This is a genomic window from Streptomyces sp. NPDC001380 (assembly GCF_042895785.1).
GTDB lineage: Bacteria > Actinomycetota > Actinomycetes > Streptomycetales > Streptomycetaceae > Peterkaempfera.
The window spans coordinates 68,811-81,094 of record NZ_JBIAWP010000026.1 but is presented as its reverse complement, the minus strand read 5'-3'; the positions used below and the strand labels follow the sequence as shown (position 1 = coordinate 81,094).

Annotated in this window: 8 protein-coding genes, 1 tRNA gene and 1 pseudogene; 6 read left to right on the top strand and 4 right to left on the bottom strand. The window is 72.4% G+C overall.

Annotated elements, in window-relative coordinates:
• Positions 1–144 precede the first annotated feature (144 nt).
• The 3 genes and pseudogenes from ACFY07_RS25255 to ACFY07_RS25245 all read left to right on the top strand — a co-directional run.
• Positions 145–369, top strand: a pseudogene (locus ACFY07_RS25255) (hypothetical protein); the annotation flags it as partial.
• Between the two features lie 451 nt (positions 370–820).
• Complete coding sequence (locus ACFY07_RS25250; RefSeq protein WP_390871843.1) at positions 821–1,237, top strand: prevent-host-death protein; 417 nt, start codon at positions 821–823, stop codon at positions 1,235–1,237.
• Positions 1,238–1,455: 218 nt separating this feature from the next.
• A complete protein-coding gene (locus tag ACFY07_RS25245) occupies positions 1,456–1,659 on the top strand; it encodes a hypothetical protein (protein WP_390871842.1) in 204 nt (67 codons plus the stop codon).
• Positions 1,660–1,729: 70 nt separating this feature from the next.
• Here the strand turns inward: ACFY07_RS25245 and ACFY07_RS25240 are convergent, their stop codons facing one another.
• On the bottom strand, positions 1,730–2,419 hold the full coding sequence (locus ACFY07_RS25240; protein ID WP_390871841.1) for a hypothetical protein: 690 nt from the start codon (positions 2,417–2,419) through the stop codon (positions 1,730–1,732).
• Positions 2,420–3,326: 907 nt separating this feature from the next.
• On the bottom strand, positions 3,327–4,133 hold the full coding sequence (locus ACFY07_RS25235) for a hypothetical protein (RefSeq protein WP_390871840.1): 807 nt from the start codon (positions 4,131–4,133) through the stop codon (positions 3,327–3,329).
• A gap of 98 nt (positions 4,134–4,231) precedes the next feature.
• On the opposite strand from ACFY07_RS25235, the gene ACFY07_RS25230 reads away from it, so the two are divergent.
• The 3 genes from ACFY07_RS25230 (at position 4,232) to ACFY07_RS25220 (ending at position 9,591) form a co-directional block, all read left to right on the top strand.
• A complete protein-coding gene (locus ACFY07_RS25230; protein ID WP_390871839.1) occupies positions 4,232–5,128 on the top strand; it encodes a DUF72 domain-containing protein in 897 nt (298 codons plus the stop codon).
• Positions 5,129–5,371: 243 nt separating this feature from the next.
• Positions 5,372–9,319, top strand: a complete 3,948-nt coding sequence (gene hrpA / locus ACFY07_RS25225) for an ATP-dependent RNA helicase HrpA (protein ID WP_390871838.1) — start codon at positions 5,372–5,374, stop codon at positions 9,317–9,319.
• Between the two features lie 198 nt (positions 9,320–9,517).
• Positions 9,518–9,591, top strand: a tRNA-Asp gene (locus ACFY07_RS25220).
• A gap of 684 nt (positions 9,592–10,275) precedes the next feature.
• On the opposite strand, the gene bldC is transcribed toward ACFY07_RS25220, so the two are convergent.
• On the bottom strand, positions 10,276–10,482 hold the full coding sequence (gene bldC / locus ACFY07_RS25215; protein WP_003949541.1) for a developmental transcriptional regulator BldC: 207 nt from the start codon (positions 10,480–10,482) through the stop codon (positions 10,276–10,278).
• Positions 10,483–11,046: 564 nt separating this feature from the next.
• Positions 11,047–12,057: a hypothetical protein gene (locus ACFY07_RS25210; protein ID WP_390871837.1), complete on the bottom strand. Its 1,011-nt coding sequence runs from the start codon at positions 12,055–12,057 to the stop codon at positions 11,047–11,049.
• Between the last annotated feature and the right edge of the window lie 227 nt (positions 12,058–12,284).

Sequence of the window (12,284 nt, the reverse complement as noted above, 5' to 3'; positions counted from 1 at the left end):
ACCGGCCGAATACGAAGCCAGCTACTACCTGACAGCCACGAAACCCCTGGTCACAGCCACACCATAGAGTCTCCGACCAAGCCGGTGCGGTTCAGTCTGGGTGCCCCTCCGATCACGCTTGGGCAGGCGGGGAAGAGTCCCGGCATGAGTCCTGCACCGAAGCAAGAGCAACCGGACGAGGGACACCAGTGGCCGGCCAGTGTGGACAAGGCGACCGTGGAGGCCGTGGGAAAGCTCTCAGAGGCCCTGGAAACCACAGAGAGGGTCCGAGGCCACCTGTACGCCTTCCACCAGCTCACCGGAGGCACAGACCTGGCTCTGGGAGATGCTGTGCGCCTCCTGAGGGAGGCAGGGCACGAGGAGGCTGCCGGTCCCGCTCTCATCAGGAGCTGGAACGGACCCGGCCGTGCCTGAACGGCCAGTCGCAGACCTCGAAAGCGTGCGTAGGGGCGACTCTGCGCAGTGGTCTGCCCGCTCAGGTCACTCGGAGCCCGGGCTGTTGGCATACGCCAACCGATACGCCAACAGCCCTGCACAACCTTGGTCCTTACTGGACATGCCGGAGTACCGACGTTCGGTCGTTCCATGCGGCCGTAGGGTGCTGGCGCGGCCTGAAAAGCGGAAGGTCGCCGGTTCGACCCCGGCCCTGGCCACCACGTCTGACCAGGCACGATGCCCCTGAAGCGAATCGCTTCGGGGGCATTTTCGTGCTGTTTGACGCCAACGGGACGACGGACGGTCGCCCCAGCGGAAAGTACGTGACGTACTTGACGTACTTACCTGGCGGGGAGACCCTGGTTCTCGGACGAGGAGGCTCCCCATGACAGCAGTCCACTACGAGAGCTATACCGAAGCCCGAGCACACCTGAAGGATCTACTGGACGCAGCCGGGCAAGGCCGGGTCGCGACCGTTCGCCGGGACACCGAGTGTGCGGCGGTGGTCGACGCGGGGCGGTTGCGGCACGCCCTCGCGCTGCTGTGCCCGTCCAAGGCCGAGGTGGTCGCAGAGGGCGGTGGCTGGTCGGTGTTCTTCCCCGGCCTCCCGGTCGCCGCGGACGGCGGCACGTTCGATGAGGCCGTCGACGAGATGATCGACGCGCTCCGCGAGTACGCGGAGGACTGGCAGGACCGACTCCTGAGCGCTCCGAACCACCGCGACAACTGGGGCCTGGTCCAACTGATCGGTCTCAGCGACGACGCGCAGCTCCGCGACTGGCTGCTCGGAGTCGCGAAGTGACCTGGCCTCAGCCGACACGCGAACGACACGAGCAGTTCTGCAAGGTTGAAGGCTGGGACCGCGTACGTGACGCGCGTGGCCGCACCGGTACCCACCACATCACCTATGAGTTCGGGCTCCCTGATGGGCGGATCCTGCGTACTCGGGTGTCGCACCCGGTCGACCGCACCGTGTACGGCGCGAGCATGTGGGCGCACATTCTCCGCGATCAACTGGACGTGACGGAGGATGTCTTCTGGCCGTGCGTCCTGGACGGCACGCTTCCCGATCGAGGTGCGCCCGAGCCACCACGCGAGGCGCTTCCCGTAGATCTGGTCCACATGCTGATCAACCGCGTCGGACTCACCGAGGACCAGGTCTCCGAGCTGGACCGGGCCCGGGCGATCGCGCGACTCCAGCAGTTCTGGACCGAGGGCCACTGACACCGGTTGCCGGCAGGCCGCCTGGGGCTCCTGGTGGCCCTCCCCGAGGCCCCGGGCGGAAGGAAAGGCGTCAGCCCCGCAGGGCCCGGTCGTCGAGCCCGCGCAGCAGGCCGGGCGGGTGCCGGTGCTGGTCGCGGAGCGCGGCCAGTCGATGCCGGAACCGAAGGCCGCGTCCGACGTGGTCACAAACGTCACGGAGCTCGGCCAGGCGGGCCACGGCGACGTCGCAGCGGGCCGCCTGCTCACGGGCGACGTGGCTCTCGACCTCGCGCCAGATCGCTTCCTCGTCGGCGGCCAGAGCGGACAGCTTCGCCACCCGCGCGTCCACTCGGACCCGCTCGGCGCGCTGCCGACGCTCGACGACTCGCGCGTGTGCGGCATCCAGCAGTTCTGCGGCGGAGCGCTGCCCCGGCACGGTCGCGACAGGCGGTTCTCCGCGCAGGCGGCGCAGGAGTTCGGCTCCCAGTTGATGCTCATCACCCAGAGCCAGGCGCAACAGCAGGTTGTTCTTCTCCGTCTCGGGAAGTGCGGCGATCAGCGGCGCCAGTTCCTGCTTCCCGGGCCGTTTCCGAGGGGCGGGGGCCGGCGGGCCGGCATCGGCAGCGACCGCCAGCAGGTCGGCGTCGACACGCAGGAAGTCCGCGAGCGCTCGCTGCGGCGCGGTGAGCCGATCCAGCCCAGCCGGGACCGGGGGCTCGATCGCTTCCTGGTAAGCCTCCTCGTCGTCGTCCTGCAGCGCCCAAGCGCCGATGGCGGACAACCAGGCGAGGTACAGGGCCGAGGTACAGGGCGCGGTGATCCCCGGAAGCCAGCTCGGCCCGCACCCCGGCGATGGCACCGAGCGAGTCCTCGGCGCCCTCCTCCCAGTCCCCGCCCTCGTCCTCGCTGCGCATGTCCAGAACGAGGTGGGTCCCGGTCGTCCATGCCTCGACGTACTCGTCGAAGCAGTACGGCTCCAGCGCCCGAAGCGTGAGCTGCCCCTTGGGCATGCGCAGGATCGCCTGACGGGTGCCCCAATCGGTCAGGTACAGGTGAGCGTCGTAGTACCGCTCCACCATCCGCCTGGGATCGCCGCGGAAGTCGCCCCACGCGTACTCGTTGGCGAAGCTGGTCGCGGTGATCCGGGCCCGGGTGGACAGCGATCGCAGCTCGCCCTGCTCCTCCCGGGTCAGCGGGCGGTCGATCGCCAAGAACTCGTAGTACTGGTCCTCGCTCACTGCCGCGACCCTGGCGGGTCTGCCGATCCTCAGTGATGGAATCCGGATCGGCAGGGGACGGAATCCCGTGTCTCCGGTTGACGCCAACGCTGACGCCAACCGCCGTGCACGATGACGTCCGAAGCCGCACTCCTGCGGACGGCAGAAGACCCCGAAACAGGGCATCTCGACGCCCTGGCTTGGCCTGAAAAGCGGAAGGCCGCCGGTTCGACCCCGGCCCTGGCCACCACTCCTGACCAGGCACGATGTCCTCGAAGCAGTTCGCTTCAGGGGCGTTTTCGTATCGGTAGACGCCGACGCCACGGCGGACGGCCACCCCCTCGCACCCGGGACACCGGCCCGGAGCGCGGCCGGCCTCTGCCGGAAGCCGGCAATCGGATCCCTGACAGCCGGTCACGCCGGGGAGCGCGTCCACCCGCAGGGGTCCGGCGGCGTCGCCGCGCCGTGCGCTCAGACGTGGCAGCGGACGTTGACCAGGAGCGTGTCGCCGGGCAGATCCCTCAGGTAGCCGTCGATGCGCGCCTGGTCCGCGGGGATCCCCGGTTCGTGCGGGCAGTCGGCGGGGCCGGGGCAGGAGCCGTGGAGCCCCGGCCCCCCGTGCTCGTACCACCAGCCGTCGAGGGTGAGGACGTTCCGCCGGTGGAGGGCGCCGGCCGTCCGCCGGCGGACGAACTCTTCCCGCGGGGTCCGGCCGACGTCGTCGGCCGGATCGAACCGGAGGAACCCGCGTCTGTAGCGGTCGGTGGGCAGGGTGCCCAGGTAGTCGTCGAAGGCCCGCACCAGGGGCTGCGCACGGTGATCGGCGACGGCCCGGTCGAAGGAGTAGGACCGTTCGGCCGTGTGGCGGTCGTAGTAGAACCGCCACGACCGCGCGGGAGGCAGCTCGGCCGCCAGGTCCTGCCACCGCTGCCAGGCACGGTGGGCCAGTTCCCGTGCCTCCTCGGGCGTGGCGGAGAAGTCCAGCAGCCCGCGCGGGCCGCCGGCGCACCGTCCGAAGGCGTTGGGGACCGGATCGTGCCCCGTGGTCCACCGAGAGGAGGTCTCGTGGATGAGCCGGGGGTCGTTCTCGTGGCCGGGCAGGACCGTGTACCCGCCGCCGTGCACCTCTCCGCCGGTGATCCACCAGGCGTCCCAGACGTCCAGCTCCTCATGACGCGTCCAGTCGATCTCGAAAGGAGCCATCGCATCCGCGACTGCGGCCTCGATCCGGCCGGCGTCGGACGCCGGGAGGCACACGGTGATGTCCATCTTCGCCACAACGGCATCACACCACGCAGCTGACGGCCACGGCCAAAGCATTTCGACGCCCGCCGCCGGGGCCGCACGTCCCGCGGCCCGCGGGGCAGGCGCACGGCATGGGACGCATCCTGGTCGGCACCTGCTCGTGGACGGACCCGGCGCTCGCGGAGTCCGGGTGGTACCCGCCCGACGCCCGCTCGGCGGAGGAGAGGCTGCGCCACTACGCCTCCCGCTTCCCGCTGGTCGAGGTGGACGCGACGTACTACGCGCTGCCCAGCGGGCGCAACAGCCTGCTGTGGGTGGAGCGGACGCCGCCGGGCTTCGTCTTCGACGTGAAGGCGTTCTCCCTCCTGACCCGGCACCCGACGCGGGCGACCGCGCTGCCGGCCGCGATGCGGCCGCACACGGGGCGTCCGACGGTCTACGCGGACGACCTGCCGCCGGGGGCCGTGGACGAGGTGTGGGAGAGGTTCCTGGGGGCGCTGCGGCCGCTGCACGAGGCCGGCCGGCTGGGGTCGGTGCTGCTGCAGTTCCCGCCGTGGTTCCGGCCGGGGCCGCAGGCACGGGAGTACCTGCTGGAGTGCCGCAGGCGCTGCGCGCCGTACCGGGTGGGCGTGGAGTTCCGCAACGGCGCGTGGCTGGAGGAGGGGGCGCGGCGCGAGGGGACGCTGGACTTCCTGCGGAGCCACGGCCTGCCGCTGGTCTGCGCGGACACGGTCCAGGGGCAGGCGGCGTCGGTGCCGCCGGTCGCGGCCGCCTCCTCGGGGCGGCTGTCGGTGGTGCGCTTCCACGGGCGCAGCCCCGCCTGGTCCGGGGGCGACCGGACGGAGCGGTTCCGGCACCGCTGCACGGAGGGGGAGCTGGCGGAGTGGGTCCCCCGGATCCGGTCGCTGGCCGGGGACGCGGCCGAGGTGCACGTGCTGTTCAACAACTGCTGCGGGGACGCGGCTCCCTCGGCCGCGGCACGGATGTCCGCGCTGCTGGGGCTGGCGGCGCGGACCGGATCCGCCTGACGCCGGGGCCTGGCCTGAGCCGGTGCCTGGCCTGAGCCCGGGCCGGACCGGACCGGGCCCGGCCTGACACGGGGGCCGGGCCGGGCCGTGGCAGGCCGGCGGGGGCCGCCGCGCGCCCGGCCGGTCCCGGAAGCAGAAGGCGGATGCCGCACACTTGCTGTTGGCAGCGATGCTGTCGACAGCGGCATGCCCGCGGGGGAAACCCGCGTGCGGCCGCACGCCGTTTCTTGCGACCGTATGGGGATGCCGTCCGTGAGTTCTCCCTTCGCCGACCTGCAGGCCCGCCTGCCCGAGCTGACGCTGCGCGACCAGCGGCGGCTGGAGCGGCGGCTGGACGGCGCCCGCCGGGTGCGCGACCCCGACGCCCGCGGCACGATCGCCGCGGAGATCGAGGCCGAGATCGCCGAGGCCGAGCTGCGGGTCGAGCAGCGGCGGGCCGCCGTACCGAAGATCACCTATCCCCCCGAGCTGCCGGTCAGCCGCAAGAAGGACGACATCCTGGCGGCGATCCGCGACCACCAGGTGGTGATCGTCGCGGGTGAGACCGGCTCGGGCAAGACCACCCAGATCCCCAAGATCTGCCTGGAGCTCGGGCGCGGCGTGCGCGGCCTGGTGGGCCACACCCAGCCGCGGCGGATCGCGGCCCGCACGGTCGCCGAGCGGGTCGCCGAGGAGCTGGAGACGCCGCTCGGCGAGGCGGTGGGCTGGAAGGTCCGCTTCACCGACCAGGTCGGCCGGGACACCCTGGTCAAGCTGATGACGGACGGCATCCTCCTCGCGGAGATCCAGACCGACCGCGAGCTGCGCCAGTACGACACCCTGATCATCGACGAGGCGCACGAGCGCAGCCTCAACATCGACTTCATCCTCGGCTACCTCAAGCAGCTGCTGCCGCGCCGCCCCGACCTGAAGGTCGTGATCACCTCCGCGACCATCGACCCGGAGCGGTTCTCCCGGCACTTCTCCGACGCCCCGATCATCGAGGTCTCGGGCCGGACCTACCCCGTGGAGGTCCGCTACCGCCCCCTGGCCGAGGAGGGCGACGGCGCCGACGACACCGACCGGGACCGCGACCGCGACCAGGTGCAGGCGATCTGCGACGCCGCCGTGGAGCTCCAGGCCGAGGGGCCGGGCGACATCCTGGTCTTCCTCTCCGGCGAGCGGGAGATCCGCGACACCGCCGACGCCCTGGAGAAGCTGCGGCTGCGGGACACCGAGGTGCTGCCGCTGTACGCGCGGCTCTCCTCCGCCGAGCAGCACCGGGTCTTCCAGGCGCACCGCGGCCGGCGGATCGTGCTGGCCACCAACGTGGCCGAGACCTCGCTGACCGTCCCCGGCATCAAGTACGTCATCGACCCCGGCACCGCCCGCATCTCCCGGTACAGCCACCGCACCAAGGTGCAGCGGCTGCCGATCGAGGCGGTCAGCCAGGCCAGCGCCAACCAGCGCAAGGGCCGCTGCGGCCGCACCTCCGACGGCATCTGCATCCGGCTCTACTCGGAGGAGGACTTCCTCTCCCGGCCGGAGTTCACCGACGCGGAGATCCTGCGCACCAACCTGGCGTCGGTCATCCTGCAGATGACCGCCGCCGGCCTCGGCGACATCGCGGCCTTCCCCTTCATCGACCCGCCGGACTCCCGCAACATCCGCGACGGCGTCCACCTGCTGCACGAGCTGGGTGCCCTCGACCCCGAGCAGAAGGACCACCGCAAGCGCCTCACCCCGCTCGGCCGCAAGCTGGCCCAGCTGCCGGTCGACCCGCGCCTGGCCCGCATGGTGCTGGAGGCCGACCGCAACGGCTGCGTGCACGAGGTCATGGTGATCGCGGCGGCGCTCTCCATCCAGGACCCGCGGGAGCGGCCGGGCGAGAAGAAGCAGGCGGCGGACGAGAAGCACCGCCGCTTCGCCGACGAGACCTCCGACTTCCTCGCCTACCTCAACCTGTGGCGGTACGTCCGCGAGCAGCAGCGGGAGCTCTCCTCCTCCGCGTTCCGCCGCATGTGCCGCAACGAGTTCCTCAACTACCTGCGGATACGGGAGTGGCAGGACATCCACAGCCAGCTGCGGACCGTGGCGCGGCAGCTGGGCGTCCACGTGGCCGACGCCGCGCCGGACGCCGAGCCCGACGCGCAGCGCATCCACACCTCGCTGCTGGCCGGCCTGCTCTCCCACATCGGCCTGATGGACGTCGAGAAGCGCGAGTACGTCGGCGCGCGCGGCGCCCGCTTCGCGGTCTTCCCGGGCTCCGGCCTGTTCAGGAAGCCGCCGCGCTGGGTGATGTCGGCGGAGCTGGTGGAGACCTCCCGGCTGTGGGCGCGGATCAACGCGCGGATCGAGCCGGAGTGGGTGGAGCCGCTCGCCGGGCACCTCGTCAAGCGCACGTACAGCGAGCCGCACTGGGAGAAGAAGGCCGGCGCCGTCATGGCGTACGAGAAGGTGACGCTGTACGGCGTGCCGATCGTCGCCCAGCGCAAGGTCAACTACGGCCGGATCGACCCGGAGCTGTGCCGGGAGCTGTTCATCCGCAACGCCCTGGTGGAGGGCGACTGGGAGACCCACCACCGCTTCTTCGCCGAGAACCGCAGGCTCCTCTCCGAGGTGGAGGAGCTGGAGAACCGGGCCCGCCGCCGCGACATCCTCGTCGACGACGAGACCCTGTTCGACTTCTACGACCAGCGGCTGCCCGAGGACGTCGTCTCGGCCCGCCACTTCGACTCCTGGTGGAAGAAGGCCCGGCGCGAGCAGCCGGACCTGCTCAACTTCGAGAAGTCGATGCTGATCAACGAGTCGGCGGGCGGCGTCACCGAGGAGGACTACCCGGACCACTGGCAGCAGGGGAAGCTCCGCCTGCGGCTGACCTACCAGTTCGAGCCGGGCAGCGACGCCGACGGCGTCACCGTCCACGTGCCGCTGCCGGTGCTCAACCAGGTCACCTCCGAGGGCTTCGACTGGCAGATCCCCGGCCTCCGGGAGGACCTGGTCACGGCGCTGATCCGCTCGCTGCCCAAGGCGGTGCGCCGCAACTTCGTGCCCGCGCCGAACTTCGCCAAGGCCGTGCTGCAGAAGCTGACGCCGCGCCAGGAGCCGCTGCTGCCGGCGCTGGAGCGGGAGCTGCGCCGGATGACCGGCGTGACCGTCCCGCCCGAGGCGTGGGGGCAGACGCCGGTCCCGGACCACCTCCAGGTCACCTTCCGGGTGGTGGACGAGCGGCGGCGGAGGCTCGCCGAGTCCAAGGACCTGGAGGAGCTGCGGCTGCGGCTCAAGCCGAAGCTCAAGGCCACCCTCTCCTCCGCCGCCTCCGGGCACGGGCTGGAGCAGGAGGGCCTGACCGGGTGGCCCGAGGGCGTCCCGGCTCTGCCGCGCACCTTCGAGCGGCGCAGCCGCGGCCACGCCATCCGGGCCTACCCGGCCCTGGTGGACGACGGCGCCACCGTGGCGGTCCGCCTCCTCGACACGCCCGAGGAGCAGGCGCACGCCATGTGGGCCGGCACGCGCCGCCTGCTGGTGCTGACCTGCCCCTCCCCCGTGAAGTCCATCCAGGGCCGGCTCGGCAACCAGGCCAAGCTCGCCCTCGCCAACAACCCGCACGGGTCGGTCGCCGCCCTCTTCGACGACGTCGTCTCCTGCGCCGTGGACCGGCTCATGGCGGACGCGGGCGGCCCGGCCTGGGACGCGGAGGGCTTCGCCGCGCTGCGCGACCGGGTGCGGGCCGACCTGTACGAGACGGCGGCGGACACCACGCTCAGGACGGCCTCCGCCCTGATCGCCTTCCAGCGGGCGACCAACCGGCTGAAGACGGTCGGCAGCCCGGTGCTGCTGCCCGCGGTGTCGGACGTGCGGGCGCAGCTGGCGTCGCTGGTCCACCCCGGCTTCGTCACGGAGACGGGGTGGGCGCGGCTGCCCGACCTGCGGCGGTACCTGCTGGCGGCCGAGCGCCGCCTGGAGGCCCTGCCGGACCACCCGCAGCGGGACCTGCAGCACCTGCGGCGGGTCCAGCAGCTGCAGGAGGAGTACGCGGAGCTGCTGGCGTCCGTGCCGGCCGGGCAGCGGCCCTCGGAGGAGCTGCTGCAGATCCGGTGGATGCTGGAGGAGCTGCGGGTGTCGTTCTTCGCCCAGACGCTGGGCACGCCGACGCCGGTCTCGGAGAAGCGGATCAGCAAGGCCATGGACCGGGCCGCGGCGGCCGCCTGACCCTCCGGGGCAGGCCGCCCGGCCCGCCGGGCCGGGGTGTCCGCAGGACGGCGCGGGGCCGTCCTGCGGGCCGCCCCCGGGGGCGGTGCGGGGCGGCAGGGGGGAGCGTCCGCCCGGCGCCCGCGAGGTGGTTCGACCTGGGGCTCCGTATGCAGTAGCATCTGTGATGTCACCGCGCGAGCGGCGGCAAAAGATCCTGGTCCCGTGGAGCAGTTGGTTAGCTCGCCACCCTGTCAAGGTGGAGGTCGCGGGTTCAAGTCCCGTCGGGATCGCATCACGCGAGAGGCCCGGAACCGCGAGGTTCCGGGCCTCTCGCGTTTCCCGTGCCCGGCGGACGCCCGCGCGCGTTTCCGCACCGCACGGGCGGCACGGATCGCCCGGGCGCCACAGGCGGTCCGGGCCGCACGGGCGGCGCGGCGGTCCGCGGCGCCGGACGTGCGGCCCCTCCCCGGGGCCCCGCGCGCCCGCTCGCCGGCGTCCGCCCGCGGCCCCGGTCGGCCCCGCCGGCCCGGGGGCCGCCCCCCGGGCCCCGCCGGGGCGGGACCCGCCGATCGGCGGGTACGGGGGGCGGACGGCCCGGTGTACTGTCGGGCGGTCCGAGGGGCAGGACCGCGCGGAGGTCTGGACCAATATCGCACCGTTCCGCAGGGCGCAAGAGGGCGGCGGGTGTGACGGGAGTCACCTGAACCGGTCGGAAAACGGGGTGCGGAGACCCCTCCTCCGGGCCCGGCGATTTAACATGTGAAATTGCACCTGCCCCGGATGCCCCCCCTTCGGGCGGTCCGGGAGCGGCGCGCAGGGGCCGGAAACGCCGAGAGGCCGCATCGGACCCGGCGGAGTCCGATACGACCTCTTGTCGCGTGTACGGGGGAGCCCTGAGCCCCAGGACCGGGGAGGACGGACGTTTCGCTGACGTCCGGCCGCCCGGAGGCCCCGGAAGGGCCGCCGTCGAAGCGTCAGGCCTCGCTGCGCTGCTGCGGGATACCCGCAAGCAGGGCGCGGACCTCGGCCTCGCGGTAGCGGCGGTGCCCGCCGAGCGTGCGAATGGACGTCAGCTTGCCTGCCTTGGCCCAGCGGGTGACCGTCTTGGGGTCAACGCGGAACATGGTGGCGACCTCAGCCGGCGTCAGCAGCGGCTCGGCGTCAGGGGTGCGAGCGGTCATGAGCGGCCTCCTCGGGAGAACCGAACCAACACGGTTCTTTCCTTCAAATTCTGCACCTTGGCCCGCGATGCCCGAAATGACATACACAGGCCGAGTCGGTAATAGGACGAACGGCTTGTCCTGGGGACTACAACTACACCATCCGTCCAACGCCATCGGCCAAACCGCCGGAATCGGCACCGCACGGGGCCAAGGTCGACGGATGGCGATGGACCATGCCATAGCGGACAGTCACTCCGATGTGACGAACAGTCATGACACCGTCACACGGAACGCTCTCCGCAAAGATCTCATCCCCCCTTGGATCCACCCAAAAGTGGGCATGCCAGCAGAGAGCTGGACCGGTTGTCCTATTTTGACACATAGGGACCACTTCACGTCAACGGTGAGTAGCGTCACGTTCGCGAGGCATCGTCCCAAAACCGGACCTAGGTCCCGGAAGGCGTGAAGCGCGTCCTGCCGTGTCGATACGCAGGATGCCACGCATGTCCGACGAGTCCGCCGGTTCGGACCTGGCGCGATCAGGCACTGGCAGGAAACCGCCAGCAGGCCGCGGGGGCGGCCTCAGTTGGCGTACAGCAGCTCCTGCACGGCGCGCCAGCGCTCGGTCACGCTGCGGTACAGCTGGCCCGCGCGGGTCCCGTCGCCCGCCCGCAGGGCGGCGACCCCCTCCGCCACCTCGGCCGCCGACCGGTCCGCGGCCAGCCGCTCCTCCGGGATCGCGTGCACCAGGCCGCCGTAGTCCAGCTCCACCAGCGACCGGGGGTGGAACTCCTCGAGCCACCGGCCCACCTGCTCCACCCCGGAGACCAGCGGGCCCTCCTCCAGGTTCTCCCGCAGCACCCGGTAGCCGCGGGCGAACCGGCGGCGGGCCTGCGCCATCGGCGTCAGGTAGAAGAGCGCCGGCGCCGCGCTCCGGGCCGGTCCGGCCCCCTCCCCCGCCGCGGCGCGCCCCCCGGGACCCCCGGGACCGCCGGAACCGGCCTGACCGTCCGGGGCGGCAGGGGCGGACGGGGTGGCCGGGCCGGACGGGGCACCGGGGGTGTCCGGGGCGGCCGGCAGGGAGGGCGAGAAGCGCCGCTCCTCGTCCGAGAAGAGCAGGAACCACCGCACGGGCACGTGCCAGGTGCGGGTGAGGATCCACGGCCGGGTGTCCGGGTGCTCGCCGCGCCACCGCTCCCAGTCCGCCTCCGCCTGCTCGCGCACCGCCGGCGGCAGCACCGCGTCCAGCAGCGGCGCCGGGAGCTCCTGCTTCAGCTCCTCCAGGGCCAGCCAGCTGCGGAGCCTGATCCGCGACGGGCAGACGTAGGTGACCCCGTCCACCACCCGCAGCAGCGCACCGCCGCTCTCGCGCTCCGGCAGCGCCTTGGGGGTCACCGTCACCAGCTCGGCGAGGCTGCGGCGGCGCTCGTGCAGCGCCGAGGGCGGGGTGCCGGGGGGTGCCGCGTCGGCGCGCCGCTCCGCCGCGAACGCCTGCCAGTGGGCCCGCTCGGGCTCCGGGAAGGCGGCCAGCGGCTCGTACACGCGCAGATAGGCGGCGTACGGGGGGAGCACCGAGGTGCGCACGGCGGTCACGCATGGCATCGTCGCACGCGGCGCCCCGCGCCGGGGAGGGAAGGGCCGGGTTCTCCGCCCGGCGCCCGGCCAGGTGACATCCGCCGTCCGCCGCATACCCCCGGCCCCTCCCAGGTCCTACGCTTCGGTCAGGCGCCCGCACCCACAGCAGCGGGCCTGTACACACGGGAGTCACCACAGTGACCGACGTACACCGCGAGACCGCCCCCTCCACCAGAACAGGGGCG

Bases quoted from the DNA above. Each gene is read 5' to 3' on its own strand.
- ACFY07_RS25250 (WP_390871843.1), top strand. From the start codon at position 821: ATGACAGCAGTCCACTACGAGAGCTATACCGAAGCCCGAGCACACCTG.
- ACFY07_RS25230 (WP_390871839.1), top strand. From the start codon at position 4,232: ATGGGACGCATCCTGGTCGGCACCTGCTCGTGGACGGACCCGGCGCTC.
- hrpA (WP_390871838.1), top strand. From the start codon at position 5,372: ATGCCGTCCGTGAGTTCTCCCTTCGCCGACCTGCAGGCCCGCCTGCCC.
- bldC (WP_003949541.1), bottom strand. From the start codon at position 10,482: ATGACCGCTCGCACCCCTGACGCCGAGCCGCTGCTGACGCCGGCTGAG.